Below are 25,821 nucleotides of genomic sequence, written 5' to 3' on the forward strand. Positions count from 1 at the left end.
ATCATGACGATCACCCTTTATGGCATTCCCAATTGCGACACGGTCAAGCGCGCCCGCCAGTGGCTGGACGCGGCGGGCCTGGCCTACCAGTTCCATGACTTCAAGAAGGCCGGCGTACCCGACGCCGAGCTCCAGCGCTGGCTGGCCGAGCTGGGCTGGGAGAAGGTGATCAACCGCAACGGCACCAGCTGGCGCAAGCTGGACGAGGCGCAGAAGGCGGCCGTCGTCGATGCGCCCAGCGCTGCAGCGATAGCGCACGAGCAGCCCAGCGTGATCAAGCGGCCGGTCGTGCAATGGGCCGATGGCCGGCTCAGCATCGGCTTCAACGAGGCGCTGTTCGACGCCCACCGCTGAGGCGGATTCGCCTTGATGGTGCGATTCGCGCACCGCAATGAACCATTGCGCATTTCCTTGGTGCATATTGGCTCGCAAACCCATGCCCCAAGCTGGGCACTGTTCTTGCTGACTTGGTGCGTCCGTTCACGCGCGCGGTGCATGAGGCATCGCGGTGGTGGGCGGCTGCAGCGAGAGCCCCCATGGAGAACTTCAAGCACAGCGCCGACGCGCTGTTCATCCTGCTCGGCGCCATCATGGTGCTGGCCATGCATGCCGGATTCGCCTTCCTCGAGCTGGGCACGGTGCGCAAGAAGAACCAGGTCAATGCCCTGGTCAAGATCCTGGTGGACTTCGCGGTCTCCACGGTCGCCTACTTCCTGTGCGGCTACACCGTGGCCTATGGCGTGCACTTCTTTACCGGTGCCGAAACGCTGGCCGCGAGGAACGGCTACGAGCTGGTCAAGTTCTTCTTCCTGCTGACCTTCGCGGCGGCCATTCCCGCCATCGTCTCCGGCGGCATCGCCGAGCGGGCCCGCTTCGGCCCGCAGCTGATGGCCACGGCCGTCATCGTCGGCCTCATCTACCCGCTGTTCGAAGGCGTGGCCTGGAACCAGGCCTTCGGCATCCAGCCCTGGCTGAAGGCCACCTTTGGCGCCGAGTTCCACGACTTCGCCGGCTCGGTGGTCGTGCATGCGGTGGGTGGCTGGATCGGCCTCGCGGCCGTGCTGCTGCTCGGCCCGCGCGCCAACCGCTATCGCAAGGACGGCGCCATCAGCGCCCATCCGCCGTCCAGCATTCCCTTCCTGGCGCTCGGTGCCTGGGTGCTGGCCGTGGGCTGGTTCGGCTTCAACGTGATGAGCGCGCAGACGCTGGACAAGATCTCCGGCCTGGTGGCCGTCAATTCGCTGATGGCCATGGTTGGCGGCACGCTGGCGGCCGTGCTGATGGGCCGCAACGACCCGGGCTTCGCCTACAACGGCCCGCTCGCCGGCCTCGTGGCCGTGTGCGCCGGTTCCGACGTGATGCATCCTCAGGGCGCGCTGGTCGTGGGCGCGGTGGCCGGTGCCATCTTCGTCAAGATGTTCACACTGACGCAGAACCGCTGGAAGATCGACGACGTGCTGGGCGTCTGGCCATTGCACGGCCTGTGCGGTGCCTGGGGTGGCATTGCCTGCGGCATCTTCGGCAGCACGGCCGGCGGCGGCATCGGCGGCGTCAGCTTCATGTCGCAACTGCTGGGCACGCTGCTGGGTGTGGCCTGGGCCCTGGCCGGCGGCTTCGCCGTGTATGGCGCGATCAAGCTTTTCTTCGGCCTGCGGCTCTCGGCCGAGGAGGAGTTCGAGGGCGCCGACCTCAGCATCCACAAGATCGGCTCGACGCCGGATCGCGAGGTCAGCTGGTAAGCTTTGCCGCCCCAGTTTCAAGAGCTCGCATCCATGTTCACCGGCATCGTCCAGGGCCTCGCCAGCGTTTCCGCCATCACCGAGCGCCCCGGCTTGCGCACGTTCACGCTGCAGTTCCCGTCCGGCTTTTGCGAGGGCCTGGAGATTGGCGCCAGCGTCGCTTCGGACGGCGTCTGTCTCACGGTCACGCAGTTGCATGAGGGCGACCGCGCCGACTTCGATGTGATGCAGCAGAGCCTGAACCTGACGACGCTATCCGGCCTGACGCAGGGCAGCCGCATCAACGTGGAGCGCGCGGCGCGCGATGGCGCCGAGATCGGCGGCCATCCGCTCTCGGGCCACGTGGACTTCATGGCCCGCGTCGAGAGCATCCGCCGTCCCGAGAACAACCATGTGCTGCGTGTCAAAGTGCCCGCGCCCTGGATGCGCTACATCTTCGCCAAGGGCTACATCGCGGTGAACGGCGCCAGCCTCACCGTGGCCGAGGCCGGCCGCAACGCGGACGGTTCGGGCTGGTTCGAGGTCTGGCTGATCCCCGAGACCTTGCGCATGACCAGCTTCGGTGAGAAGGACGTGGGTGCGGCTCTGAACATCGAGATCGAGCGCCAGACCCAGGTGCTGGTGGACACCGTGCGTGCCACCGTCGAGGAAAGACTGGGGCCCTTGCTGCCGGCGCTGGAGAAGCTGCTGGCGGAGCAGGGGCTGAGCCTGGGCTAAGGCCTTGCTGGGGCTTCAGCCCTTGGCTCGCAGCACATGGTTCAGGGCCTGTGCGTCGACCTCAGCGGCTGTTGCCTGTACGCGCTGAACGAACTCGTCGAGACCGCGCGCCCGGTCGGCCGGGCTCGGGCGGCCTTCTCTTGGCGGATGAATGGGCTTACTTGCCCGGCGTGTAGATCTGGTCGAACAGGCCGCCGTCGGAGAAGTGCGCCTTCTGGGCGGTGCGCCAGCCGCCGAACACCTCATCGACCGTGATCAGCTTGACCGCAGCGAACTGCTTGCTGTATTTGGCGGCCACCTTGGCATCACGCGGACGGTAGTAGTGCTTGGCGGCGATTTCCTGGCCTTCCGGGGTGTAGAGATATTCCAGATAGGCCTGGGCCTGCTTGCGCGTCCCCTTCTTGTCGACGTTCTTGTCCACCACGGCCACCGGCGGCTCGGCCAGGATGGACAGGCTGGGCGTCACGATCTCGAACTTGTCCGGGCCCAGTTCCTTGGTGGCCAGGTAGGCCTCGTTCTCCCAGGAGATCAGCACGTCGCCGATGCCGCGTTCGGTGAAGGTGGTCAGCGAGCCGCGCGCGCCGGAATCCAGCACCTTGGTATTGCTGTAGATCTGCTTGACGAAGGCCTTGGCCGAGTCTGCATTGCCACCGGGTTGCTGCAGGGCAAAGCCCCAGGCAGCCAGGTAGTTCCAGCGGGCGCCGCCGGAGGTCTTTGGATTGGGCGTCACCACCTCGACGCCCGGACGTGCCAGGTCGGTCCAGTTCCTGATGCCCTTGGGGTTGCCCTTGCGGACCAGGAACACGATGGTCGAGGTGTAGGGGCTGGCGTTGCTTGGCAGGCGCTTCTGCCAGTCGGCCGGGATCAGTTTGCCGTTGTCATGCAGCGCGTCGATGTCGTAGGCCAAGGCCAGCGTCACCACGTCGGCATCCAGGCCATCGATCACCGAACGGGCCTGCTTGCCCGAGCCGCCATGCGACTGCTTGACCGTGAGGTCCTCGCCGGTCTTGGCCTTCCATTGCTTGGTGAAGGCGGCATTGAAGTCCTGGTAGAGCTCGCGGGTCGGGTCGTAGGAGACGTTGAGCAGGGCGGTGCCGGCATGGGCGGTGCCGGAGAGCAGGGCGGCGGCCGCCAGAAGGCCGCCAATCAGGGTACGTGTAGCTTTCATGGTCCTCGTCAGCAAGGTTAGGAAGGGGATGTTCGAACTGTAGGAAGCACGGCTGCAGCCGTGAACCAAGAAGTTCTGCTTTGCTTTTTCTTCAGCTCGCTTCAGCGGGCCTCATCAACGGCTCGGCGGTTCAGCGGTGGCGCGAAGGTCTCGATGAAGCTGTAGGCGTAGTCACGCAGATAGGCGTCACGGCGCAAGGCCAGGCGGGTCATGTTGTCGGCGAACAGATGGCGCGCATCGATGGCATGCAGATGCGCGTCGCGTTCCTCGTCGTAGGCGATCGAGGCCACGATGCCCACGCCTATGCCCAGCTCTACATAGGTCTTGATGACGTCGGCATCCATGGCCGAGAGCACCACCTTGAGCGGCAGCCCGGCTTGGGCAAGCGCGGCGTCGATATGCGCGCGGCCGGTGTAGCCGACCTCATAGGTGATGATGGGATAGGCCGCCAGTCGCTCCAGCGTCAGCTCACCCATCGAGAGCTCGTGGCCCAGTGGCAGGATCACGCTGTGCGTCCAGCGGTAGCAGGGCAGGGCCAGGAGCTCTTCGTGCAGCGCGAGTGCTTCAGTGGCAATGCCGATGTCGGCCTCGCCGTCCAGCAAGAGGCGCGCGACCTGCTGAGGCGAGCCTTGCTGGAATTGCAACTCCACCTCGGGATGCTGGGCGCGGAAATCGCGCACCACCGGCGGCAGTGCGTAGCGGGCCTGGCTGTGGGTGGCAGCGATGCGCAAAGTGCCGCTGCTGGCGCGAGCGAAGTCGGCGCCGGCGCGCTTCAGGTTCTCTGCATGCAGGAGCAGTTGCTCGACGATGGGCAAGACCTGGCGTCCCGGCTCGGTCAGCCCGGTCAGTCGCTTGCCGCTGCGGTGGAAGATGGCGATGCCCAGCTCGTCCTCCAGCTCGCGGATCTGGCGGCTCACGCCGGGTTGCGAGGTGTGCAGGGCTTGCGCCACATCGGTCAGGTTGAAACCGCGACGCTGGGTCTCGCGGACGGATCGGAGTTGTTGGAAATTCACTGAAGGCTCGCTGTCTTATTCGTTTTGAATTTTTGCGAGCGAGCCCTGATCTGTCCTCCAAGAAATATTGCTGAGCATTTCCTCACAAGGCGAATTGCCATTCCCGAAAATCCGCATGCAGCGGTCGCTGCTCCCGCGCGGCACGCGAGCGCGCCGCCTCGACCCAGCGCTTGGCCAGAGGAAAGGGACCGAAGCCCGACTCGGCGTTGATGTGGCCGACGTCGCCGAGGTTGCTGTAGCTGGCTCCCCAGCGTGTGGCCCAGCGCAGGGCGCTGCTGGCGCTCATCCAGGGGTCGCTCTGGCTGGCGATCACGCTGACCGAGCGGTCCAGGCGGCCGTGCGGCAGACTTTCCGCGAGGCCGAAGCGGTCCGGTTCGGCCGGCGCCACCAGCAAGGCGCTGCGAATCGGCGAGTCGGGTTGGTCGGCCAGGTGGCGAGCCAGCGCCAGGCATCCGAAACTGTGTGCCACGGCAATCCATTCATGCGCATCGCCGGCATGCTCCAGCGTTCGCTGGATGCGGTCGGCCCAGCGCTCAAGATCGGGCGATGCAAAGTCGCGCTGTTGTACCCGCCGCGAGTCGCGGTATTGCTGCTGCAGCCAGCTCTGCCAATGGGTGGGACCGCTGTCGCGCAGGCCGGGGATGATCAGCAATCGAGGCGTCTTCATGGCGCTCGCCTCACAGCGTGGCGATCGAGACCTCGGTCGACTTGACCAGGGCCACGACTTCCTTGCCGGGCACGAGACCCAGCTCCTTGACCGAGCGGGTGGTGATCACCGAGGTGACGATGAGGCCGCTGGGCGTCAGCACGTCGACCTCGGAGACGACCGGGCCTTCGATGACTTCCTTGATCGTGCCGCGGAACTGGTTGCGGACATTGATGGCGGTGATGCTCATGGCAGGACTCCTGATGCGCTCGTGGCTGATGAAGAAGCCTCTAGCGTAGGAGTGGCGCGTCTCGCGGAGAACGACGCGTTTCGCACCTGCTTAGGCGCTCGGCGCATATGGGGCACCGCCCACCCAGATGGCCGTGTTCGGCACTGAGCAGCCACACGCTCGTTCCTTCTTTCGCGCTGCCGAGGCCATCGGGTGAGGGCTTGTGCTCCTGTCCCCCGGACCGGGCTTCGCCCGATCCTCCTCCTCTACCTCGCCCAAACCCTCACCCGACACCCTCGGCCGAACCTGCGCATGCCACCAGGCGAAGGCCACGGCGGTGCGGATCAGGACGGCAGTGGGTTTCCCGAAGCGAGGTAAAGGAGGAGGACCTGGCGCAGCCAGGGCCGGGGGACACGAGCGCAGGGGAACCCGCTGGCGGCCTGATCTTCGACCAACCGAGGAACAAGAAAACGAATGGCAGCAATGTGCCGGTTGCCGTCCCCTGAAAATCGGCGATGAACCGATTGCCAGCTCAGGCCTCGGTGCCCAGCGCCTCGCGAACCGCGTCCTCGGTCAGCTCGGCCACGCATTCCTGCAGGAAGCGGTAGGCATAGCCGCGCAGGTAGTGGCCGCGCTTGAGGGCCAGGTGCGTGGTGTTGGAGGGGAACAGATGCCCGGCGTTCAACAGCACGAGGCCGGCATCGCGCTGCGGTTCGAAAGCCATCGATGCGACGATGCCGATGCCCAGGCCCACCTGCACATAGGTTTTGATCACGTCGGCATCGAGTGCCGACATCACGATGTCCGGAGCCAGTCCGGCTGCCGCAAAGGTCGCGTCAATTCGACCGCGGCCCGTGTAGCCCTCGTGATAGGTGATCAGAGGCTGTTCGGCCAGCAGCTCCAGCGTCAGGTCCTGTGCGGCCAGCGCATGACCGGTCGGCACGACGACCGCATGCTGCCAGTCGTAGAACGGGAAGGTCACGAAGGCGGGGTTCTGGTCCAGCGCCTCGGTGGCGATGCCGATGTCGGCCTGGCCGGCCTGCAGCAGTTCGACGATCTCCGCTGGGTTCGCCTGCAGAAGCACGAGGTGCACCTTGGGGAACGCAGCCTTGAAGCGCGCCACCACCTGCGGCAAGGCATAGCGGGCCTGCGTGTGCGTGGTGGCGATGGTCAGCTGGCCCACCTCCGCGTCGGCGAACTGATCGGCCAGTCGCTTGATGTTCCTGGCGTCCAGCAGCATGCGCTCGACGATGACCGCCAGCTCCTTGCCAGGTGCAGTCAGGCCCAGCAGGCGCTTGCCGCGCCGCACGAACAGCTCCACGCCCAATTCATCTTCCAGGTCCTTGATGTGCTTGGACACGCCCGACTGCGAGGTGAACAGCGCATTGGCCACCTCGGTCAGGTTGAAGTTCTGCTGGACCGCCTCCCGGATGATGCGGAGTTGCTGGAAGTTCATGATTTTCTCAAGCCGCCGCGACTTCAAACACGCTGAGGCGTGAGGTGTTCAACCGGACCAATTGACCGCTTTGCAGATTCAAGGCCAGCGCCTGTTCACGGCTCAGTTCGGCTTCCAGCGGCTGGCCATCACGGCCAGTCAGTTCGACACGGGCCGCAGCGCCGAAGCTCAAGACGCGTTCAACCGTTGCCAAGAGGCCGTCAGCCGTCGGGTCGGTATGGATCTGCAGCTCATGCGGTCGGGCATAGGCCTGCACCGCGCCGCTGCTGATCTGGCCACTGCCGCTGACCAGCTGCTGGTCGCCGACATGGATGATGCCGCCGTCAGCCCGGCCCTCGAAGCGGTTCACCGCGCCGAGGAAGCCGTAGACGAAAGGCGTGGCGGGGTGTTCGTAGACCTCTTGCGGCGAACCAACCTGCTCGACCTTGCCATGGTCCATCAGCACCACGCGGTCGGCCACTTCCAGCGCTTCTTCCTGGTCATGCGTGACGAAGATGCTGGTGATGTGCAGCTCGTCATGCAGGCGGCGCAGCCAGCGGCGCAGTTCCTTGCGCACCTTGGCGTCCAGCGCGCCGAAAGGCTCGTCGAGCAGCAGCACGCGCGGCTCCACGGCCAGGGCGCGGGCCAGGGCAATGCGTTGACGCTGGCCGCCGGAGAGTTGCGGCGGGTAGCGGTCGGCCAGCCAGTCGAGCTGCACCAGCTTCAGGAGGTCGTGCACCTTGCGGCGGATCTCAACCTCGGACGGCCGCTGGCCGCGCGGCTTGACGCGCAGGCCGAAGGCCACGTTCTCGAACACCGTCATGTGGCGGAACAGCGCGTAGTGCTGGAACACGAAGCCGACCTGGCGCTCGCGCACATGGGTGTCGGAGGCGTCTTCGCCATCGAGCAAGACCTGGCCCCGGTCGGCCGTTTCCAGGCCGGCAATGATGCGCAAGAGCGTGGTCTTGCCGCAGCCCGAGGGGCCGAGCAGCGCGACCAGTTCGCCGGTGGGGAAATCCAGCGTGACGTCGCCCAGTGCGGTGAAGGCGCCGAAGCTCTTGTGGATGTTCTTGACCTGGATGCTCATGGCGCTTCCTTGACTTGGGCGTGGGCACGCCATTCGACAAACTGTTTGAGAACGAGTGTCACCAGCGCGAGCAGCGCCAGCAGCGATGCCACAGCGAAGGCCGCCGCGAACTGGTACTCGTTGTAGAGAATTTCAACGTGCAGGGGCAGTGTGTTCGTCATGCCGCGGATGTGGCCGGAGACCACCGACACCGCACCGAACTCGCCCATGGCGCGCGCATTGCAAAGGATCACGCCGTAGAGCAGGCCCCACTTCACATTGGGCAGGGTCACGCGCCAGAAGGTCTGCCAGCCCGAGGCACCCAGCACCGTGGCGGCTTCTTCCTCGTCGCGGCCTTGGGCCTGCATCAAGGGGATCAGTTCGCGGGCGATGAAGGGGAAGGTCACGAACACCGTTGCCAGCACGATGCCGGGCACGGCGAACACGATCTTCCAGTCATGTTCCTGCAACCAGGGCCCGAACCAGCCTTGCGCGCCAAAGAGCAGCACATAGATCAGGCCGGCGACGACCGGCGAGACCGAGAAGGGCAGGTCGATCAGCGTGATCAGCAATTGCTTGCCGCGGAAGTCGTGCTTGGCAATCGCCCAGGCGGCGCTGACGCCGAACACCAGATTGACCGGCACCGAAATGGCTGCGGCGATCAGCGTCAGCTTCATCGCCGAGAGCGCATCGGTCTCGACCAGCGCCGCGAAATAGACATCCCAACCCTTGCGCAGCGCCTCGCTGAAAACAGCGATCAGCGGCAGCAGCAGAAAGAGGGCGAAGAATGAGAGTCCCAGGCCCAGGAGGGTCCAGCGCACCCAGGGCTGCTCACGCGTGGCCGGGTTGCTTTGGTAGCAACCTTGCTGTCGCGCGGAAATGGAGAGGGCGGTGGACATTACTTGCGGCCCTCCTGGCCATTGCGCTTGGAGCTCCACGCTTGCAGGCCGTTGATGCCCAGGAGCAGCGTGAACGAGAAGATCAGCATCACCGCGGCTATGGCAGTGGCGCCGGTGTAGTCGTATTGCTCCAGCTTGGAGATGATCATCAAGGGCGTGATTTCGCTGACCATGGGCAGGTTGCCGGCAATGAAAATCACCGAGCCGTACTCACCCACAGCGCGTGCGAATGCCAGCGCAAAGCCGGTCAGCAGGGCCGGGGTCAGTGTGGGTAGCACCACCAGGCGGAAGGTCTGCCAGCGGTGCGCACCCAGCGAAGCGGCCGCTTCTTCCAGCTCGGTTTCCATGTCCTCCAGCACCGGCTGCACCGTGCGCACGATGAAGGGCAGGCCGATGAAGATCAGCGCGACCAGGATCCCGAGCGGCGTGAACGCCACCTTGATGCCGAGCGGCTCCAGCCACTGGCCCATCCAGCCGTTCTTGGCGTAGAGGGCGGTCAGCGCGATGCCGGCCACGGCCGTGGGCAGGGCGAAAGGCAGGTCGATCAGCGCGTCCACCAGCTTCTTTCCCGGAAACTCATAGCGCACCAGGCTCCAGGCCAGGATCAGGCCGAAGACCAGGTTGATCGAGGCGGCCAGCAGCGAGGCGCCGAAGCTCAGCTTGTACGAGGCGATCACGCGCGGCGCGGTGGCCGCGGCCCAGAATGCATCGAAGCCATGGCCGGCCGACTTGATGAAGACCGCCGAGAGCGGGATCAGCACCAGCAGCGAGAGATAGAAGAGCGTGAAGCCCATGGTCGGGCCAAAGCCCGGCAGCACTCGGCGAGCCTTTCGCTTCTTGGTGGGTTGCTGCGCCAGCGGCGCAGCCAGGACGGCGGTCGTCATGTCGAGTTTCGATCAGCGCTTGATGTTGGCCACGATCTGGTCGTACTGGCCGCCATCGGCAAAGTGCTGCTTGCTGACCTGGGCCCAACCGCCCAGCACCTGGTCGACGCTGAACAGCTTGATGTCGGCAAAACGCTGGGCATGGCGCTTGAACACGGCCGGGTCGCGGGGGCGGAAGTTGTTCTTGGCGATCAGCTCCTGGGCTTCGGGTGTGTACAGGAAATCCAGGTAGGCCTTGGCCACAGCGGTCGTGCCTTTCTTGGCGGCCACCTTGTCGACCAGGGCCACCGGCGCATCGGCCTCGATCGACGCCCTGGGGTTGACCACGTCGAACAGGCCCTTGCCGAACTCGTTCTCGATCAGCTCGGCCTCGGATTCAAAGGTCAGCAGCACGTCACCCATGTTGCGCTGGGTGAAGGTCGTGGTCGCGCCGCGGCCGCCGCCGTCCAGCACCGGCACATTGGCGAGGATCTTGCTCACGAGCTCGCGGGCCTGCGCCTCGCTGCCGCCATTGGCAATCACGCTGCCCCAGGCGGCGAGATAGCTGTAGCGGCCGTTGCCCGAGGTCTTGGGGTTGGGGATGATGACGCTGGTGCCCGGCTTGGCCAGGTCGGCCCAGTCCTTGATGCCCTTGGGGTTGCCCTTGCGGACCAGGAACAGGATGGTGGAGCTGTATGGCGCGGCGCCATTGGGGAAGCGCTTGCGCCAGTCGGCCGGCGTCAGGCCCTTCTCGGCCAGGGCATCGATGTCGGTCGCCTGGTTCATGGTCACCACATCGGCTTCCATGCCGCCGATCACCGCGCCGATCTGCTTGCTGGAACCGCCATGCGACTGGTTGATCGTCAGCGTGTGGCCGGTCCTGGCCTTCCAGGCCGCGGCAAAGGCCGGGTTGACCTGCTTGTAGAGCTCGCGGCTGACGTCGTAGGACGCATTCAGCAGCACGCTTTCGGCGGGCTGGGCCATGGCGGCGCCAAAGGTCAGCAGGCTGGCTAGTGACAGGATCGAGGTGCGAAGCATGGCGGGCAAGAGTGGGCTTGAGAAGGCCCGCATCCTGCCCGCCATTGCATATTCACCAAACGACAGTTTTTGTATTTGCTTATCTGGAATAAGCAAATTACTCGGCCGGGATTAGGCGGCCTTGGAGGCTCGGCGCAGGGAGACCGCATCGGGCATGGCGCGCTGGCGGTCACGCACGTCGAGCGTGAACACCTTGACCGAGTCGGCCAGGATCTGGGCCCGTTCGCGGCTGGCACCGGCCGAAGCGGCCAGCTGCTCCACCATGGCAGCGTTCTGCTGGGTGAGGCCGTCGAGTTGGGCCACCGCCTCGTTGATCTGCGTGATGCCGCTGAGCTGTTCGCGCGAGGCGCCGCTGATGCCGGTGACCAGTTGCGAGACCTGGCCCACATGGTCGACCGTGCGCGCAATGATCTCGGCCACCTGTTCGGACTGGCGCACGCCGGTCGCGATGGTGGCGTCTGAATGCTCGACCAGGGTCCGGATCTCCTTGGCGGCTGTCGTCGTGCGCTGGGCCAGGGCACGCACCTCGGCCGCCACGACAGCAAAACCGCGGCCCGACTCGCCGGCACGGGCCGCTTCCACGGCCGCATTCAGCGCCAGGATATTGGTCTGGAAGGAGATGCTGTCGATCACGCCCGTGATCTCGTCGATGCGGCGCGAGGCCTCGCGGATGGTCTGCATGGTGGCGCTCATCTCGCGCACGGCGACGGCGCTGCGCTCTGTTTCGCCTGCGGTCTGCGTGGCCAGGCGCGCGGCCTGTTCGGCGCCATCGGCGTTGTTGCGCACCGCGCCGGTGATCTGCTCCATCGAGGCCGCGGTCTGTTGAAGATTGCTGGCCTGCGCTTCGGTGCGGCTCGACATCTCCACATTGCCGGTGGCGATTTCGTTGATCGACAGATCGATCTGGTGCACCTCGCGTCGGGCATCGCCGACGATGGATTGCAGGTTCACATTCAACTGGTTCAGTGCCGTTTCGAGCTCGCCAATGGCGTCCTTGCGATGCGCATGCAGGCTTTGCGTCAGGTCGCCTGCCGCCATGCAGTTGGCGAAATGGACCAGCGCCTTCATGGGCGCCAGCACCAGCTGCGACTGCCACAGGTGCACGGCCATTGCCAGGAGCAGCGCAAGGGCATAGCCCCACCATTGCTGGCCGATCACGCTCGCGCAGACATACACCAGCAGCGAGAGGCTCACGGGCAGCGCCGCTTGCCGGTGACGGCCCAGCAGCTCAATGGCGCGATCAAGGCGGCCGTGCCAGCCGATGCGCACCAGCGCGCCCTGATGCAGCCGCAGGCTCAGCGGTTGGCCGGCCAGCTCTTCGCCGCGGAGCTGGCGGTACAGCGCCTGTGCGCCTTCGATTTCGGCGCGGCTGGGCTGGGTGCGCACCGACATATAGCCGACCGGCTTGCCGCCTTCGAGCAGCGGCGTGACATTGGCCTTGACCCAGTAATGCCCGCCATCCTTGCGGCGATTGACCACGAGGCCGGTCCAGGGGTGACCGTCGGCCACTGTCTGCCAGAGATCCCGGAAGGCTTCCTCGGGCATGTCCGGGTGACGTATCAGGTTGTGGGGCTGACCCAGCAGCTCCTCGCGTGAAAAACCGCTTAGCTCCACGAAGGCGCTGTTGCAATGAAGAATGCGGCCTTTCAGGTCGGTGGTCGAGACAAGCGTCGCTCCGTCGGGGAACTGGTGTTCCTGGCCGGTGATCGTGCCGTTGTGGCGCATGACAGGTCCTTCCTTTGTTAGGCCGGCCGCTGGCCTTGTTCTTGTCGTACCGGCATCACACTAGTTTGAGCAAGATCATGATGCACTGAGTTGATTGAAATCAACCCAGTCATTGCTCAAGTACCATCACCGGCCATGCCGCACAAATTGACCGGCCCGCTGGTACGCGACCTCATCGTTGCCCTGCTCAAGGACGGCGAGCTGTGGCAGCGGCCGTTCGTCGATGCTGCCCGGCACCTGCTGCAGGTGGCGGTCCAGCATGCCCATCTCAGCATTGCGACTCTCTGGCTGCGCGAGTCGGCCACCTCGTCCAATCTCGCTTGCGTGGCGGCGGTGGACGCGGACAAGCCAGGCCCGGGCATGGAAGGTCAGGTCATCGATGGCGACAGCTGCCCCGTCTACATCGCCGCGCTGGGCCGGTACCGCGTGCTGCCGGTCAATGATGTCAGCCAGCATGCGGACTGCCAGGAGCTGCTGAAGTCCTATTTCGAGCCGCAGGGCGTGGTCTCGCTGCTGGATGCCACCCTGCGGCATCGCGGCGAGCTGGCTGGCGTGCTGTGCCTGGAGCAGCGCGGCCAGAAGCGCGAATGGAGCGAGACCGAGATCGGTTTTGCTGCCGACCTGGTGGACCTGATCGGCCAGCTCTGGCTGTTCAGCGAACTGCGTCGCCGTGGCGAATTGCAGGCGCTGCTGCTGAGCATCGCGCCCGAGCTGGGCCGTGACCATTCCGTGGAGCAGTTGGCGCGCCTGGCCTTGTCCAAGCTGCTGCTGTTCTACCCGGGCATGCGAGCCGCTTTCTTCACCTACAACGCGCAGGCACGCGTGGTGGACCTGGTGGCTTTCGATGGCGAGGGTCTGGAGCAGGTGTTCACGCCCGAGCGCAGGCGCCTGCCCGTCGAGGGCACGGTCTCGGGGGCCGCGATAGCGGCAGGGCATATCGTCCAGATTCCCAATTTCGAGCAATCGGCACAAGCCAGCACAAGCACCGGCAAGGTCGCGGCGGCGCGAGGCGTGCGCTGCGCCGTGGGCATTCCCTTGATCCACGAGGGCCAGGCCATCGGCACGGTGACGCTGTGGCTGCGCGACCGCAATGCCTTGCGCGAAGAGGACCTGGAAGCCTTCGAGCTGATCGCCACCACCTTCTCCGTGGCCCTGGCCAATGCGCATCATGTGATCGAGCTGCGCCATCGCACCCTGCATGACGCGCTGACCGGCCTGCCCAACCGCCACAAGCTCTTGCTGGACCTGCAGGAGCTGATGAACGAGCGCAATGGCCAGGCCGAGCCCGCAGGCATGGGCCTGATGCTCTTGAAGCTGCGGCAGCTGGAGCAGGTCCATCATGCGCTGGGCCGCGCCAACGGCGACCGCCTGGTGCAGTTGCTGGCCAGCAAGGCGGACGGCCTGGCCACATCGCTCGGTTGCCAGACCTACCGCCTGGGCGAGGATGAGCTGGCCATCGTCAACCCCGGCCATCTGGCGCCGGGCATGGCGCGCGAGGCGGCCAACCGCATCCAGGAGGCGCTGCAGGAGCCGGTTGAACTCGGTGGCCTGACGCTGATCATGCGGACCCGCGCCGGCAGCGCCAAGTATCCCGACCATGCTCAGAGCGCCGGTGAACTCTTGCGTTGTGCCGATCTGGCCTTGCAGCAGGCCGTCGAGACGCAGGCGCAGCGGGCTCGCTACACGCCCGAAATGCAGGGTGCCGGCCCGAAGGCGATGGAACTATTGGCCGACCTGAGCCGCGCGCTGGAGGGCGAGGAGCTGCAGCTCTGGTTGCAACCCAAGCTTTCGCTGGCGACGGGCCAGCTCAGTGGCTGCGAGGCCCTGCTGCGCTGGCCGCATGCTATCCATGGCTGGATTGCGCCCGACCGGATCGTGCAGGTGGCCGAGAACGGCGACCTGATCGAGCGGCTGACGATGTGGGTGGCAAGGCGGGCCATCGCCGAGCTAGAACAGTTCGATGCCGTGGGCCTCGGCATCAGCATCAGCATCAATGTGTCCACCTACAACCTGATGGACGTGCAGTTCCCCGACAAGCTGCAGCAGCTGCTGGCCAGCCATGGCCTCGCGCCGCGCCGGCTGCGCCTGGAGATCACCGAGACCGCGCTGATGAGCGACCCGGCCCGCGCCAGCGAGGTGGTGGCGCGCCTGGCCGGGATGGGTTTTGCGGTCGAGGTGGATGACTTCGGCACCGGCTATTCATCGATGGCCTATCTGCGCCGCCTGCCCCTGGCCGCCATCAAGATCGACCGCACCTTCGTGGCCGAGATGGTGTCCAGCGAGGAAGATCGCCTGATCACGCAGGCCATGATCAAGCTGGCCCATGGGCTGCAGCTCTCGGTCGTGGCCGAAGGCATCGAGGACGAAGCCACGGCCGCACTCCTGCGAGATGCCGGCTGCGATGAAGGGCAGGGCTGGCTCTACGGCAAGGCGATGCCGCTGCAGCAGTTCCTGGCCTGGGCGGCTGACCGCAAGCCCTGAGTCGGGGCCTCAGTAATGAGGGGGCAACTCGTCGCGCAGGCTGCGCGCGGCGCCGGGCCCGGCCTCGGGCTGCTGCTTGCGCAGCTCCACCAACTCGCGCACCAGCAGGTCGATCTGCTGCTGCTGGCGGGCCACGGTGGCGTTCAGGTGGTCGAGCAGGTCTTCCGTGTAGCTGGCCTTGATCTCCAGCTCGGTGAGGCGGTCTTCCAGCGGATTTGAGTCTTGCATGGCTGTATTGGACTTCATTTGCCGCGGCGCGTCGGCCCGCCGCTTCAGCGGGGCTTCCCCGGCGCGGTGTCAGGGCTGCGGGCGCGCGCTCAGGCGGGTCTCCAGCGCATAGGCGATGCGCGAGAGGCCGAAGCAAAGGATGAAGTAGGTGAGGGCCAGCGTGGCGAAGATCTCGGCCGGCTTGACCAGCACCTGCGCATTGATCTGGTTGGCGATGTAGCTGAGTTCCGACAGGCCGATGATGGTGCCCAGCGATGTCTGCTTGATCGTCGAGACGAACTGGTTGACGAGCGAGGGCAGCATGTGGCGCAAGGCCTGCGGCAGCAGCACCAGGCGCATCGCTTGCGCATAGCTCAGGCCGAGGGACCGCGCGGCCTGCATTTGCCCGCCCGGCAGCGCCTGCAGGCCTGCCCGCACGATCTCGGCGAGATAGGCAGCGTCGAACAGCACGAGCGCCGCGAGCATGGTGTTGAACTGGTTGGTCTTCGAACCCGTGATCACCGGCAGGAAGAAATAGGCCCAGAACACCACCATCAGGAGCGGCGTGCCACGCACGACGAAGACGAGGCTGGATACCGGGATGCGTACCCAGGCCAGCGGGCTGACGCGCCCGAGCCCGAGCAGGATGCCCAGCGGTAGCGCGAGCAGCAGGCCGAGGCTGGCAAGCACCAGCGTCAACGCCAAACCCCCCAGCGGCCCGTTCGGATACTGGCCAACCAGAAAGTACAGCCAGTAGGTATCGACGAGTTCCATCATCTGGCTACCCGCACCGGATAGCGCTGCTGGAAGCCCCAGGCCAGCGCGGTGATGAAGAGGCTGATGCCGAGGTAGGCCACGGTGACCACAGCAAAGGTCTCGAAGCCGCGAAAGCTGGCCGTCTCCACCCGCTGGGCCTGGTACATCAATTCAGCCGCGCCGATGACGGTGGCAATGCTGGTGTTCTTCCAGAGGTTCAGCGTCTGCGAGATCAGCGGCGGCACGGTGATGCGCAAGGCCTGAGGCAGCACCACGAAGCGCATGCCGCCGAGGAAGGACAGGCCCAGCGCGCGTGCCGCCTGCAACTGGCCTTCCGGCACGGCGCGCAGGCCGGAGCGAACGTCCTCGGCCATGTAGGCTGCGGTGTAGAGCGTCAGGGCGATCAGTGCGGCGGCCGCTTCAATATTGGCTGCATACAGCCAGGTCTTGATGTTCTCAGGGAGCAGCTCCGGCGCGCCGAAGTACCAGAACAGCATGTGGACCAGCAGCGGGATGTTGCGGATGGCTTCGACAAAGGCGAATCCCAAGGCGCGCGCCGCCTTCGAAGGGGCCAGGCGCAAGAGCGCGACGACAACGGCCAGTGGCAGCGCCAGCAGCAGCGTCAGCCCGGTGAGCTGCAGCGAGAAGAGAAAGCCGGCCTGCAGCCATTCCAGGTACTGGCCTTGCAGCAGGGCGCTGAAATCGAGATGGGGCATGGGGCGTTCAGCCGTCCACCTTGTCCGAGTCGATCTTGAAGGTGCGGCGCGGGAACTTCAGCTTGCTCGTCGGGCCGTACCATTTGTTGAACAGCCTATCTGCCTCACCGCTCTTCTCCAGCTCACGCAGCACGCCATCGACCTGTGCCTTGAGCTTGGCCTCGCCCTTCTTGATGCCGATGGCCAGCGGCTCGACGCTCAGGTTCTGGTCGAGGATCTGGTATTGCGCCTGCAAGGGCCCCAGCTTGGCGAACTGGTCGAGCAGCGAGACCTCGTCGTTCACCAGGGCGAGGCCCTTGCCCTGCTGCAGCGCCTGGAAGGCCTGCGGGCCGGTCTCGAAGGTCACCACGTCCACATTGGGCACGGCCTTGCGGATATTGGGTTCCTGCGTGCCGCCCTTGACCGTCACCACCTTCTTGCCGGACAGCTGCGGCACGGCCGTGATGCCGCTGGCTTTCTTGACCATCACCTTCTGGCCGGTGACAAAGGTGGTGAGCGAGAAGTCGATGACCGCTTCGCGTTCCTTGGTGTGGGTGAGGGACGCGGCCAGCAGGTCCACGCGGCCTTGCTGCAGCTCGGGAATGCGTGCTGCCACCGCGAGCTGCTTGAGCTTGAGCTTCACGCCCAGTTTGGCGGCCAGCGCATGGGCGAGGTCGACCTCATAGCCGACAAACTCGCGCGTCTTGGCGTCGATGAAGCTGTTGGGCTCGTCGGTGCCCAGCACACCGACCACCAGTTCGCTCTTCTTCTTGATGTCGTCGAGCTGGTCGGCATGGGCGCTTGGCAGACCCGACATCGTGGCGGAGAGGGCAAGCAGGGCGACGGCGTGGCGGCGGTTGAGGCTCATGCGGATTCCTTGGATGACGCGATGGTGCGCAGCTTACCCAAGGTTTGCACAGCTTTACCCGGCCGCGGTGGCAACCCTCATTGTTCGCGCTGTCGGCATGATTATTCTGTCGGCCCCAGTACATCCAGGGCATTTCGATGACACGCCTGACCGCCAAGGACTTCCAGCCAGAGGTTTTGCAACTGTTCGACCAGTTCGTGCACGGCGACATCAATCGTCGCGCTTTCATCGACCGCGCTGCTGGCATTGCCGGCAGTACTGCCGCCGCCACGGCGCTGCTTGCATCGCTGACGCCGCAGTTCGCACAGGCACAGCAAGTCAAGCCGGATGACACCCGCATCGCCACCCGCAAGCAGGGTTTCGACTCGCCTCAGGGCAATGGCCAGGTCAGCGGCTACCTGGCCAAGCCGGCCAGTGCCAAGGGCAAGCTGCCGGTGGTGCTGGTCGTGCATGAGAACCGCGGCCTGAATCCGCATATCGAAGACATCACCCGCCGCCTGGCGCTTGATGGCTTCCTCGCTTTCGCGCCAGATGCCCTGGCGCCGCTGGGCGGCTATCCGGGCGATGAAGACAAGGCCCGCGAGCTGTTCGGCAAGCTCGACCAGGGCAAGACCAAGGCAGACTTCATTGCCGCAGTCCGCGCGCTGCAGGCCTTGCCCGAGGGCAACGGCAAGGTCGGCGTGGTCGGCTTCTGCTACGGCGGCGGCATGGCGAACTTCCTGGCGACGCAGATACCGGATCTGGCGGCAGCCGTGCCCTTCTATGGCGGCAACCCGCCGACCGAGGACGTGGCCAAGATCAAAGCGCCGCTCTTGATCAACTTTGCCGGCACCGACGAGCGTATCAACGCCGGCTGGCCCAAGTACGAAGAGGCGCTGAAGGCCGCCGGCGCTCGCTATGAAGCCTATGTCTATGCCGGCACCCAGCACGGCTTCAACAACGACACCACGCCGCGTTTCGACGCTGCGGCTGCCAAGCTGGCCTGGGATCGCACGATTGCCCACTTCAGGAAGCACCTGGGCTGATTGGGTAGCGGGCTTCAGGCCGTACAGTCGGGGTCCTTCGCACCCCGACTGCCCCTGGCACGATGCTGATCGATCAACTCAAGGCCGAGAACCAGGCGCTCAAGCGCCAGCTTGACGCGCTCTTGCAAGCGGCGCGGGCCAATGAAGAAAAGATGCGCCGCTTCGACCAGCTGGAACACCAGCTGATCGGTGCCGGCTCCTTGCTTGAGCTTTTGCGCATGCTGCTGGGCGAGTACCGGGCGGCCTTCGGTGTGGAGCAGATTGGCGTTGCCCTGGTGGACAGCGAAGGCGAAACCCGTCGCCTGCTGCAGCTCGAGCAGCCGAGCGACAGCACACTGAGCGCCGGCCTTCGCCTGCTGGACACCGCGGCGCCGCTGCAGGCGCTGCATGCCTTGCCCTGGAAGCCCTGGTTGGGCCGGTTCGACCCCGCGCGCCACGCCGGGCTGTTCAGCGCGATGCCGGTGGGCATGCTGCGTTCAGTGGCCTTGCTGCCGCTGTCCCGCCACGGCCAGCTGATAGGCAGCCTGCATTTCGGCAGCACCGACCCGCAGCGCTATGAAGCCGGCGCCGGCACCCAGTTCCTGGAGCGGCTGAGCGCCATCGTCTCGGTCTGCCTGGAAAGCGCCCTGAACCAGGAGCGCGTCAAGCGCGCCGGCCTGACGGACGCGCTGACGGGCGTGCACAACCGCCGCTATTTCGAGCATCGCCAACTGGTCGAGATCAGCCTCAGCATCCGTTACCGCCAGCCGCTGGCCTGCATGTTCCTGGACATCGACCATTTCAAGCGCATCAACGACGGCCATGGCCACGGTGCTGGCGATGCGGTACTGCGCCAGGTGGGGCAGCTGATCCAGGGGCAACTGCGCTTGGGCGACACGATTGCGCGTTGGGGTGGCGAAGAGTTCGTCGTGCTCTTGCCGCGCACCAGCGGCGTCCAGGCCGCCGAGATTGCAGAGCGCATCCGCTCTGCCATCGCGCAGCATGGCCTGCCCCTGCCGGGCGGCGGCGAGTTGCCGGTCACCACCTCGATCGGTGTGGCGATGCTGCGTATCGATCCGAGCATCCGTGAGCCGCGGCTGATTGCCGAAGGCCTGATCAAGAACGCCGATCAGGCCTTGTACGCAGCCAAGGAGGGCGGGCGCGACCGCGTGGTCAGCGGTCCGGAGCCAGGGTCTTTCGAGGGCTGAATCCCGCTCAGCTCTTCGCGTACTTCACCGAACAGCCATAGGGCTTGGTGTTGGCCGGATTGGGCTTGCGGCCCGCCGCCACCTCGGCCAAGGCCAGCTTCACATACGGCTCGGCGCGCGCCAGGTCTTCGACCTTGTTGGTGGCGATGCTGTCGATGCCGCCCTTGTAGACCAGCTGGCCCTCGGGGCTGACGATGTAGATGTGCGGCGTGGTTTGGGCACCGTAGAGTTTGCCGAGTTGGCCGCTCGGGTCGAGCAGGGTGTTGTTCGGTGCCGCGCCGCGCTTGCTGTTCAGCTCGGCGGCTTGCGCGCCTTCCACAAAACCTTGCTCACCCGGGGCTGACGAAATCACCTGCAGCCAGACGACGCCCTTGGCCGCGGCGTCCTTCTGCAGAGTCGGTATGTTGCCGCTGTTGTAGTGCTTTTTCACATAGGGGCAGTCGTGATTGGTCCATTCCAGCACCACGGTCTTGCCCTTGAAGCTGGCCAGGTCTACGGCTTTGCCATCGGCGCCACGCGCGCTGAAGGCCGGTGCGGCCTGGTCCAGCTGGGCCTGGGCCTGTGCGAAGCCGGTGGCGGCCGTGGCAGCGAAGAGGGCGCTGACCAGCAGCAGACGGCGTTGCAGATGCTTCATGAGAATCTCCCGAGACAGAGGTAGATGAAGAAGAGTTGGAACCGGCTGGGCCTCAGGGCCTGCCGCGCAAGGCGTCCAGCACGATGCCAGGCGTCAGCAATTGGGGCAAGACTTTCGGCGCAGCCCCGGGCGCATAAAACAGGTAGAGCGGCACGCCGCTGCGTCCATGTTCGGCCAGCAGCGCGCTGATCTGCGGGTCTTGATGGGTCCAGTCGCCCTTGAGGTAGCTGATGCCGAGCTCGCTGAAGGCGGCTTTCACCTCTGTTGACGACAGCGCCACGCGCTCGTTGACCAGGCAACTGATGCACCAGGCCGCTGTCAGGTTGATGAACACCGGCTTGCCTTGCTCGCGCAGGGTGGCCAGGCGTTCCGGCGTGTAGGCCTCGAAATTCTGCTTGATCACGCTTTGCGCCGCCTGCGGCTGCAGGCTGCTGGCCAGCACGACAACCAGGGCCAGAGAGAGGACGGCAGACAAACTACCGACCACTTTCCAGTGCCCGCAAGCCGCGCGACTGACACCATGCAGCCAGGCCGCCAGTGCGATCAATGCCATGCCGGAGAGCGCCAGCAACACACCCTGCGGCCCCTGCTGTTGAGCCAGCACCCAGGTCAGCCAGATCGCCGCGCCATACATCGGGAAGGCCAGACCCTGCTTGAGCACATCCATCCAGGCGCCGGGGCGCGGCATCAGGCGCTGGAGGGCCGGCCACCAGCTGAGCAGCAAATAGGGCAGGGCGAGTCCGAGGCCCAGGCTCAGGAATACGGCAAGCAACTCAACCGCCGGCTGCGCCAGTGCGAAAGCAATGGCCGCGCCCATGAAAGGCGCTGTGCAGGGCGTGGCCACGACGGCCGCCAGCACGCCGCTGAAGAAGCTGCCGGCCAGGCCAGCCTTCGCAGCAAGACCTGAACCCAGCCCACCGAGGCCGGCGCCGATATGGAGCAGGCCTGACAGCGACAGGCCGAGCCCGAACAGCAGCCAGGCCACACCGAGCACGAACAGCGGCGACTGGAACTGCAGGCCCCAGCCGATCTGGCCGCCGGCCGCGCGCAAGGCCACGAGCGCACCAGCCAGCGCCGCGAAACTGGCCAGCACGCCGGCCGTGTACGCCAGGCCATGCTGCCGGGCCTCGCGCGCTTCGCCATGGGCCTGCTGCACCAGGCTGAAGGCCTTGATCGACAGCACCGGAAACACGCAGGGCATCAGGTTCAGCACCAGGCCGCCGAGCAGTGCCAAGAGGATCGCTGGCAGCAGGCCGAGGTCGGCCTCGCTGCTGCTTGAGCCCGCTTGAGGCGCTGCAGCGAGCAAGCTGCTCAATTGGTAGCCCCGCCGCGCGGCGCCCTCGCCCAGCACCAGCAGACCTTCGAGCCGCTCGCCGAGCTTGAGCGGCGTCTCGCCCGGCTTGACCAGCAAGCGCCACTGCGAGCCCTCGCGCCGCAGGTCTTGTGCACTCGCATGCCGCACCTGGCCCCAGGCGCCCGCAAAGAACTGCGCAGCCGGTTGCTGATTGGCGTGGGCCGGCCAGCTGATTTGCAGGCCCTCTGTCGACTGCACGACCTGCACCGGCCAGGGCGCTGCAGCGGGAAGCGCGGCCTTGGCCTGCTGGATCAGCGCTGCGTCCGACGAAGGTACGGCTTCGGCAGCGACCGGCAGGCTCAGGGCGAGCTTGGCGTCCTGAGGAATGCAGACATCCTTGCAGACCAGCCAGCTGACGCTGGCCGACAGCCGGGCCGTGCCACCGGGCTTGAGGTCGGCCGGCAACTGCACCTCGCTGAGCAGCAGCACCTGCTCGCTGTAGCCATAGTTGCTAAGCGGGCCGATGTCGATGCGCTCGGGCGTGGGCCACTGGATGGGGCCGGCCTTGGCGCCGGCGGGCAGCGACCAGTCGATGCTGGTGGCCTGGCCCGAGTCGCCCGGGTTGATCCAGTAGGTGTGCCAATGCGGCGCGATGCGCTGCTCCAGCGCCAGCAGGAGTTTCTGGCCCGGCTGCACGCTGCTCGCCGGGCTGATCAGGCGGACCTTCACCTCGGCCGTGGCCGCGTGGTCGGTTTGTGCGATGGCGCTGGCGGCAAGCAGAAGGCCGGCCGCGGCCATGAGCAGGGTCTTCATCAGCATGGCGCGGATCCTAGTGGCAGTTTGTAAAGGCGTCGTTGCGGCCGCCGATGCAACACTGGTCGAATCACTTGTGCTGCACTTGATCGCGGTCATGCGCCAAGGGCCTGCTTGCGGATTCAATGGCGGGATTGCAAGAACTTGGGTCGAGGCGCGTGGTGGCGACAAGCAGGGACTGGTTGAGACAAGGGCACGGGATGCGGCTGCTCGCGCTGGCGGCGCTGCTTGCGTTGGCCGCGCTGGGTTGGCGCCTTTGGCAAGGGCCGCCGCTAGAGACCCTGGAACTGCGCCGCCAGGACCTGGTGCAGACCGTGGTGGTCAGCGGCCATGTCGAGACGCCGCACCGCGCCGACATCGCGGCCCAGATCACCGGCACCGTGCTGGAGGTGCCGGTGCGCGAGGGCCAGGCGGTGAAGGCCGGCGACCTGCTGGTGGCGCTCAACCCCGCCGAGGCACAGGCCGCGCTGGCCCAGGCCGACGCAGCCCTGGTGCAGGCCCGGGCTCAGCGGCGCCAGCTGGAGGAATTGCAGCGGCCCCAGGCCGAGCTGGCGCTGCGCCAGTCGGCCGCGACGCTGGACACCACGCGTGCCAGTGCTGACCGTGCCGAAGCCCTGTTTGCCCAAGGCTTCATCGGACAGGCAGCGCGTGACGAAGCGCAGCGCGCGCTGGTACTGGCCGACGCCCAGTGGCGCAGTGCGCAGCGCGCGCTGGAGGCATTGGCGCCGAACGGCAGCCAGTTCGCGCTGGCCGTGGCGGCGGTGGGCAGTGCCGAGGCCAATGCGGCGGCGGCCGCCGCGCGCCTGGCTTACACGCGGGTTCGCGCGCCGCAGGCGGGCCTGCTCATTGCCCGCAATGTGGAGGCCGGCGACGTGGTGCAGGCCGGCAAGCTGCTGATGACGCTGTCGCCGGCCGGCCAGACCCAGCTGGTCGCCGATGTGGATGAGAAGAACCTGCGGCTGCTAGCGCTCGGCCAGGCGGCCCTGGCCTCGGCAGATGCCTATCCGCAGCGCCGCTTCGACGCCCGGCTGGCCTACATCAACCCCGGCGTGAATGCACAGACCGGCGCGGTTCAGGTGAAGTTCGACCTGCCAGCGCCGCCCGCCGAACTGCGCCAGGACATGACCGTGTCCATCGACATCGAGGTGGCTCGCCGCCCGCAGGCCCTGCTGCTGCCGGTGGCGGCCTTGCGCGAGCCGGCGTCGGCCGCGCCCTGGGTGCTGCGGGTCGTGGAGGGCAGGGCCGAGCGCTGCGTGCCCAAGCTCGGCCTGCGTGCCGGCGGATGGGTGGAGGTGCTCGAAGGCCTGGCAGCGGGCGACCGCGTGCTGCCGGCCACGGCTGGTCTTGCGGTGGGTGACCGGGTGAGGGTGGCCGCGCCGTGAGCTGGACAGCCTGGCGCCCGCGCGCGCCGTTCGAGTGGATCGTCGCCCTGCGCTTTCTGCGAGAGGGGCGCTTGCAGACCTTGTTCATCGTTGTCGGCGTGGCCATCGGCGTCGGCGTCATCGTGTTCATGTCGGCCTTGCTGGCCGGTCTGCAGGGCAACTTCATCCAGCGCGTGCTGTCCGCACAGGCGCACATCCAGTTGCTGCCGCCGCGCGCCGTGACGCGGCCGCTGCTCGCCGCCGATGCCGACCAGCGCGTGGTGACCACCGTGCAGCCGCCGCAGCAGCGCGTGCGCACGGTGGACCAATGGCGCGCGGTGCGTGAGTAGGTCCAACGGTTGCCGCAGGTCCGGGTGGTGACGCCGGTGGCCGCCGGATCGGCGCTGGTGCTGCGCGGCACCGCGAGCAAGGCGGTGTCGGTCAGCGGCATCGAGCCCGAGAGCTACTTCCGCATCGTCGACCTGTCGGAAAAAATTGTCCGCGGCAGTGCGCGGCTGTCGAGCAGCGACGTGCTCATCGGCACCGAGCTGGCCAGCGACCTGGCCGTGGATGTCGGCGACAAGCTGCGGCTCAGTGCCGCCAGCGGTGCGGTGATGGTGTTCAACATCAGCGGCGTCTTCGACCTCGGCAACAAGGGCGCCAATGAGCGCAGCGTGTTCCTGCCCTTGCGCGGCGCGCAGAGCTTGCTCGGTCTGAGTGGCCAGGTGACCAGCCTCGAGGTCACGGTCAGGGACGTCTATGCCGCCGAAGAGGTGGCGCAGCGCATCGCGGCCGATACCGGCGTGGAGGCCGACAGCTGGATCAAGGCCAGCGCCCAGTTTTTCTCGGCGATCAGTGCGCAGACCACGGCCAACCGGGCGATCCGCTTCTTCGTCGGCCTGTCGGTCGCCTTCGGCATCGCCAGCGTGCTGGTGGTGGTCGTGGTGCAGAAGTCGCGCGAGATCGGCATCCTGCGTGCCATGGGCATCTCGCAGGGTCAGGTCATGCGCGTGTTCCTGCTGCAGGGCGGGCTGCTGGCCTGCGGCGGTGGCCTGGCGGGCTGTGCCATCGGCGGGCTGGCCCTGGTGGCCTGGCAGCAGTTTGCGCGCAATGCCGACGGCACGCCGCTGTTCCCGCTCAGCTTCGACCCCATGCTCTACCTGGTGGCACTGTTGGTGGCCACTGTGACCGGCCTGCTGGCCGCCTACGCCCCGGCTCGCCGTGCCGCGCGGCTTGATCCTGTGGTGGCCATCCGTGGATAGCAAATCAAGCACACCGGTCGTGGCCTTGCGCCAGGTGCGCAAGGCCTTCAATGTCGGCACGCCGATCGAGACCGAGATCCTGCACGGTATCGACCTCACGCTCGAGCGGGGCGAGTTCTGTGCCGTGATGGGCCCTTCGGGCTCCGGCAAGAGCACTTTGCTCAACATCGTCGGCCTGCTGGACCGGCCGACCAGCGGCAGCTTGAGCGTGACCGGGCAGGAAAGCACCGAACTCGACGATGCGGCGCTGACCCGCTTGCGCGGCCACACCATCGGCTTCGTGTTCCAGTACCACCACCTGCTCAGCGCCTTCACGGCCGTGGAGAACGTGATGATGCCCATGATGGGCGCGGCCGGATTTCAGACCCGCGAGATGCGCGAGCGAGCGGCCGGCCTGCTGGAGAGCGTCGGCCTGGCGAAATGGATCGACCAGCCGGCCGGGCGGCTCAGCGGCGGGCAGCAGCAGCGCGTGGCCGTGGCCCGTGCTCTGGCCATGAACCCGGCCCTGCTGCTGGCCGACGAGCCCACTGGCAACCTCGACACCAAGAGCGCAGACGAAGTGTTTGACCTGCTGCGCCGCTTCAATCGCGAGCACGGCACGGCGGTACTCTTCGTGACCCACAACGCGGAGCTTGCCACGCGCTGTGACCGCCTGATCGAGGTGGTGGACGGCCGGGTCACCGGCCGCACCACCGTCTAG

26 protein-coding genes are annotated in these 25,821 nt (G+C 66.4%); 10 read left to right on the top strand and 16 right to left on the bottom strand.

Translation table 11 applies throughout. The features are described 5' to 3' along the window. Positions 1-3 precede the first annotated feature (3 nt). From ABT392_RS05930 to ABT392_RS05940, 3 genes are all read left to right on the top strand, one after another. Positions 4-354 (top strand): ArsC family reductase, encoded by a 351-nt coding sequence (locus tag ABT392_RS05930; protein WP_334277142.1) that lies wholly within the window; start codon positions 4-6, stop codon positions 352-354. 182 nt (positions 355-536) lie between these two features. Beyond that, complete coding sequence (locus tag ABT392_RS05935) at positions 537-1,739, top strand: ammonium transporter (protein ID WP_334277141.1); 1,203 nt, start codon at positions 537-539, stop codon at positions 1,737-1,739. A 33-nt stretch (positions 1,740-1,772) separates the two neighbouring features. Then, positions 1,773-2,456, top strand: coding sequence for a riboflavin synthase subunit alpha (locus ABT392_RS05940; protein WP_395386336.1), 684 nt, complete (start codon positions 1,773-1,775; stop codon positions 2,454-2,456). Positions 2,457-2,613: 157 nt separating this feature from the next. Here the strand turns inward: ABT392_RS05940 and ABT392_RS05945 are convergent, their stop codons facing one another. The 10 genes from ABT392_RS05945 to ABT392_RS05990 all read right to left on the bottom strand — a co-directional run bounded on the left by ABT392_RS05945 (position 2,614) and on the right by ABT392_RS05990 (position 12,538). Beyond that, entirely contained in the window at positions 2,614-3,624 is a 1,011-nt protein-coding gene (locus ABT392_RS05945) for a sulfate ABC transporter substrate-binding protein (RefSeq protein WP_395386335.1), read from the bottom strand. A gap of 101 nt (positions 3,625-3,725) precedes the next feature. Next, the gene (locus ABT392_RS05950; protein ID WP_395386334.1) at positions 3,726-4,637 is read right to left on the bottom strand and encodes a CysB family HTH-type transcriptional regulator; all 912 of its coding nucleotides are present in this window, start codon (positions 4,635-4,637) and stop codon (positions 3,726-3,728) included. 82 nt (positions 4,638-4,719) lie between these two features. Beyond that, on the bottom strand, positions 4,720-5,304 hold the full coding sequence (locus tag ABT392_RS05955) for an RBBP9/YdeN family alpha/beta hydrolase (RefSeq protein WP_395386333.1): 585 nt from the start codon (positions 5,302-5,304) through the stop codon (positions 4,720-4,722). A 10-nt stretch (positions 5,305-5,314) separates the two neighbouring features. Then, positions 5,315-5,533 (bottom strand): TOBE domain-containing protein, encoded by a 219-nt coding sequence (locus tag ABT392_RS05960; RefSeq protein ID WP_334277136.1) that lies wholly within the window; start codon positions 5,531-5,533, stop codon positions 5,315-5,317. Between the two features lie 511 nt (positions 5,534-6,044). Further along, positions 6,045-6,968 (bottom strand): CysB family HTH-type transcriptional regulator, encoded by a 924-nt coding sequence (locus ABT392_RS05965; protein ID WP_334277135.1) that lies wholly within the window; start codon positions 6,966-6,968, stop codon positions 6,045-6,047. Between the two features lie 7 nt (positions 6,969-6,975). Further along, a complete protein-coding gene (locus ABT392_RS05970) occupies positions 6,976-8,034 on the bottom strand; it encodes a sulfate/molybdate ABC transporter ATP-binding protein (protein WP_395386332.1) in 1,059 nt (352 codons plus the stop codon). Then, complete coding sequence (cysW, locus tag ABT392_RS05975; RefSeq protein ID WP_395386331.1) at positions 8,031-8,912, bottom strand: sulfate ABC transporter permease subunit CysW; 882 nt, start codon at positions 8,910-8,912, stop codon at positions 8,031-8,033. Before cysW ends, ABT392_RS05970 begins: the two co-directional genes overlap by 4 nt. Further along, positions 8,912-9,796, bottom strand: a complete 885-nt coding sequence (gene cysT, locus ABT392_RS05980; RefSeq protein WP_395386330.1) for a sulfate ABC transporter permease subunit CysT — start codon at positions 9,794-9,796, stop codon at positions 8,912-8,914. Before cysT ends, cysW begins: the two co-directional genes overlap by 1 nt. 12 nt (positions 9,797-9,808) lie before the next feature. After that, a complete protein-coding gene (locus ABT392_RS05985; RefSeq protein WP_395386329.1) occupies positions 9,809-10,813 on the bottom strand; it encodes a sulfate ABC transporter substrate-binding protein in 1,005 nt (334 codons plus the stop codon). A gap of 111 nt (positions 10,814-10,924) precedes the next feature. Further along, a complete protein-coding gene (locus ABT392_RS05990; RefSeq protein ID WP_395386328.1) occupies positions 10,925-12,538 on the bottom strand; it encodes a methyl-accepting chemotaxis protein in 1,614 nt (537 codons plus the stop codon). 135 nt (positions 12,539-12,673) lie between these two features. Here ABT392_RS05990 and ABT392_RS05995 point away from each other — a divergent pair, with 135 nt between their 5' ends. Continuing rightward, positions 12,674-15,019, top strand: a complete 2,346-nt coding sequence (locus ABT392_RS05995) for a bifunctional diguanylate cyclase/phosphodiesterase (RefSeq protein ID WP_395386327.1) — start codon at positions 12,674-12,676, stop codon at positions 15,017-15,019. A gap of 9 nt (positions 15,020-15,028) precedes the next feature. Here ABT392_RS05995 and ABT392_RS06000 read toward each other — a convergent pair whose 3' ends face one another. The 4 genes from ABT392_RS06000 to ABT392_RS06015 all read right to left on the bottom strand — a co-directional run bounded on the left by ABT392_RS06000 (position 15,029) and on the right by ABT392_RS06015 (position 17,545). Then, a complete protein-coding gene (locus ABT392_RS06000; protein ID WP_395386326.1) occupies positions 15,029-15,247 on the bottom strand; it encodes a SlyX family protein in 219 nt (72 codons plus the stop codon). Positions 15,248-15,316: 69 nt separating this feature from the next. After that, the gene (locus ABT392_RS06005) at positions 15,317-16,003 is read right to left on the bottom strand and encodes an amino acid ABC transporter permease (protein WP_395386325.1); all 687 of its coding nucleotides are present in this window, start codon (positions 16,001-16,003) and stop codon (positions 15,317-15,319) included. Next, positions 16,000-16,698 (bottom strand): amino acid ABC transporter permease, encoded by a 699-nt coding sequence (locus ABT392_RS06010; RefSeq protein WP_395386324.1) that lies wholly within the window; start codon positions 16,696-16,698, stop codon positions 16,000-16,002. Before ABT392_RS06010 ends, ABT392_RS06005 begins: the two co-directional genes overlap by 4 nt. A 7-nt stretch (positions 16,699-16,705) precedes the next feature. Next, positions 16,706-17,545 carry an ABC transporter substrate-binding protein gene (locus tag ABT392_RS06015; RefSeq protein ID WP_395386323.1) on the bottom strand — a complete coding sequence of 280 codons (840 nt, stop codon included), beginning with the start codon at positions 17,543-17,545 and terminating at the stop codon, positions 16,706-16,708. Between the two features lie 137 nt (positions 17,546-17,682). Between ABT392_RS06015 and ABT392_RS06020 the strand changes: the two genes are divergently transcribed. Both ABT392_RS06020 and ABT392_RS06025 read left to right on the top strand, forming a co-directional pair. After that, on the top strand, positions 17,683-18,570 hold the full coding sequence (locus tag ABT392_RS06020; RefSeq protein ID WP_395386322.1) for a dienelactone hydrolase family protein: 888 nt from the start codon (positions 17,683-17,685) through the stop codon (positions 18,568-18,570). 62 nt (positions 18,571-18,632) lie between these two features. Continuing rightward, positions 18,633-19,757 (top strand): GGDEF domain-containing protein, encoded by a 1,125-nt coding sequence (locus tag ABT392_RS06025; protein WP_395386321.1) that lies wholly within the window; start codon positions 18,633-18,635, stop codon positions 19,755-19,757. Between the two features lie 7 nt (positions 19,758-19,764). On the opposite strand, the gene ABT392_RS06030 is transcribed toward ABT392_RS06025, so the two are convergent. Both ABT392_RS06030 and ABT392_RS06035 read right to left on the bottom strand, forming a co-directional pair. Next, positions 19,765-20,391, bottom strand: coding sequence for a redoxin family protein (locus tag ABT392_RS06030; RefSeq protein WP_334277122.1), 627 nt, complete (start codon positions 20,389-20,391; stop codon positions 19,765-19,767). 52 nt (positions 20,392-20,443) lie between these two features. After that, on the bottom strand, positions 20,444-22,504 hold the full coding sequence (locus tag ABT392_RS06035) for a protein-disulfide reductase DsbD family protein (protein WP_395386320.1): 2,061 nt from the start codon (positions 22,502-22,504) through the stop codon (positions 20,444-20,446). A gap of 194 nt (positions 22,505-22,698) precedes the next feature. On the opposite strand from ABT392_RS06035, the gene ABT392_RS06040 reads away from it, so the two are divergent. From ABT392_RS06040 to ABT392_RS06055, 4 genes are read left to right on the top strand one after another with little or no spacing between them, the layout of a single operon-like run. After that, a complete protein-coding gene (locus tag ABT392_RS06040) occupies positions 22,699-23,880 on the top strand; it encodes an efflux RND transporter periplasmic adaptor subunit (RefSeq protein WP_334277120.1) in 1,182 nt (393 codons plus the stop codon). Next, positions 23,877-24,209, top strand: a complete 333-nt coding sequence (locus tag ABT392_RS06045; RefSeq protein WP_395386319.1) for a hypothetical protein — start codon at positions 23,877-23,879, stop codon at positions 24,207-24,209. The genes ABT392_RS06040 and ABT392_RS06045 overlap by 4 nt, the downstream gene beginning before the upstream one ends. Positions 24,210-24,218: 9 nt before the next feature. After that, positions 24,219-25,121, top strand: coding sequence for an ABC transporter permease (locus tag ABT392_RS06050; RefSeq protein ID WP_464970935.1), 903 nt, complete (start codon positions 24,219-24,221; stop codon positions 25,119-25,121). Continuing rightward, positions 25,114-25,821, top strand: coding sequence for an ABC transporter ATP-binding protein (locus ABT392_RS06055; protein ID WP_334277118.1), 708 nt, complete (start codon positions 25,114-25,116; stop codon positions 25,819-25,821). The genes ABT392_RS06050 and ABT392_RS06055 overlap by 8 nt, the downstream gene beginning before the upstream one ends.

The organism is Paucibacter sp. JuS9 (assembly GCF_044043925.2).
Lineage (GTDB): Bacteria > Pseudomonadota > Gammaproteobacteria > Burkholderiales > Burkholderiaceae_C > JAUASW01.

Coding starts and splice junctions, on each gene's coding strand:
- ABT392_RS06030 (WP_334277122.1), bottom strand. CDS start 20,391: ATGAAGCATCTGCAACGCCGTCTGCTGCTGGTCAGCGCCCTCTTCGCT.
- ABT392_RS06010 (WP_395386324.1), bottom strand. CDS start 16,698: ATGCCCCATCTCGATTTCAGCGCCCTGCTGCAAGGCCAGTACCTGGAA.
- ABT392_RS06035 (WP_395386320.1), bottom strand. CDS start 22,504: ATGCTGATGAAGACCCTGCTCATGGCCGCGGCCGGCCTTCTGCTTGCC.
- ABT392_RS05940 (WP_395386336.1), top strand. CDS start 1,773: ATGTTCACCGGCATCGTCCAGGGCCTCGCCAGCGTTTCCGCCATCACC.
- ABT392_RS05945 (WP_395386335.1), bottom strand. CDS start 3,624: ATGAAAGCTACACGTACCCTGATTGGCGGCCTTCTGGCGGCCGCCGCC.
- ABT392_RS05935 (WP_334277141.1), top strand. CDS start 537: ATGGAGAACTTCAAGCACAGCGCCGACGCGCTGTTCATCCTGCTCGGC.
- ABT392_RS06005 (WP_395386325.1), bottom strand. CDS start 16,003: ATGATGGAACTCGTCGATACCTACTGGCTGTACTTTCTGGTTGGCCAG.
- cysT (WP_395386330.1), bottom strand. CDS start 9,796: ATGACGACCGCCGTCCTGGCTGCGCCGCTGGCGCAGCAACCCACCAAG.
- ABT392_RS05955 (WP_395386333.1), bottom strand. CDS start 5,304: ATGAAGACGCCTCGATTGCTGATCATCCCCGGCCTGCGCGACAGCGGT.
- ABT392_RS05985 (WP_395386329.1), bottom strand. CDS start 10,813: ATGCTTCGCACCTCGATCCTGTCACTAGCCAGCCTGCTGACCTTTGGC.
- cysW (WP_395386331.1), bottom strand. CDS start 8,912: ATGTCCACCGCCCTCTCCATTTCCGCGCGACAGCAAGGTTGCTACCAA.
- ABT392_RS06025 (WP_395386321.1), top strand. CDS start 18,633: ATGCTGATCGATCAACTCAAGGCCGAGAACCAGGCGCTCAAGCGCCAG.
- ABT392_RS05960 (WP_334277136.1), bottom strand. CDS start 5,533: ATGAGCATCACCGCCATCAATGTCCGCAACCAGTTCCGCGGCACGATC.
- ABT392_RS05970 (WP_395386332.1), bottom strand. CDS start 8,034: ATGAGCATCCAGGTCAAGAACATCCACAAGAGCTTCGGCGCCTTCACC.
- ABT392_RS06000 (WP_395386326.1), bottom strand. CDS start 15,247: ATGCAAGACTCAAATCCGCTGGAAGACCGCCTCACCGAGCTGGAGATC.
- ABT392_RS05995 (WP_395386327.1), top strand. CDS start 12,674: ATGCCGCACAAATTGACCGGCCCGCTGGTACGCGACCTCATCGTTGCC.
- ABT392_RS06015 (WP_395386323.1), bottom strand. CDS start 17,545: ATGAGCCTCAACCGCCGCCACGCCGTCGCCCTGCTTGCCCTCTCCGCC.
- ABT392_RS06020 (WP_395386322.1), top strand. CDS start 17,683: ATGACACGCCTGACCGCCAAGGACTTCCAGCCAGAGGTTTTGCAACTG.
- ABT392_RS05990 (WP_395386328.1), bottom strand. CDS start 12,538: ATGCGCCACAACGGCACGATCACCGGCCAGGAACACCAGTTCCCCGAC.
- ABT392_RS05965 (WP_334277135.1), bottom strand. CDS start 6,968: ATGAACTTCCAGCAACTCCGCATCATCCGGGAGGCGGTCCAGCAGAAC.
- ABT392_RS05930 (WP_334277142.1), top strand. CDS start 4: ATGACGATCACCCTTTATGGCATTCCCAATTGCGACACGGTCAAGCGC.
- ABT392_RS06040 (WP_334277120.1), top strand. CDS start 22,699: ATGCGGCTGCTCGCGCTGGCGGCGCTGCTTGCGTTGGCCGCGCTGGGT.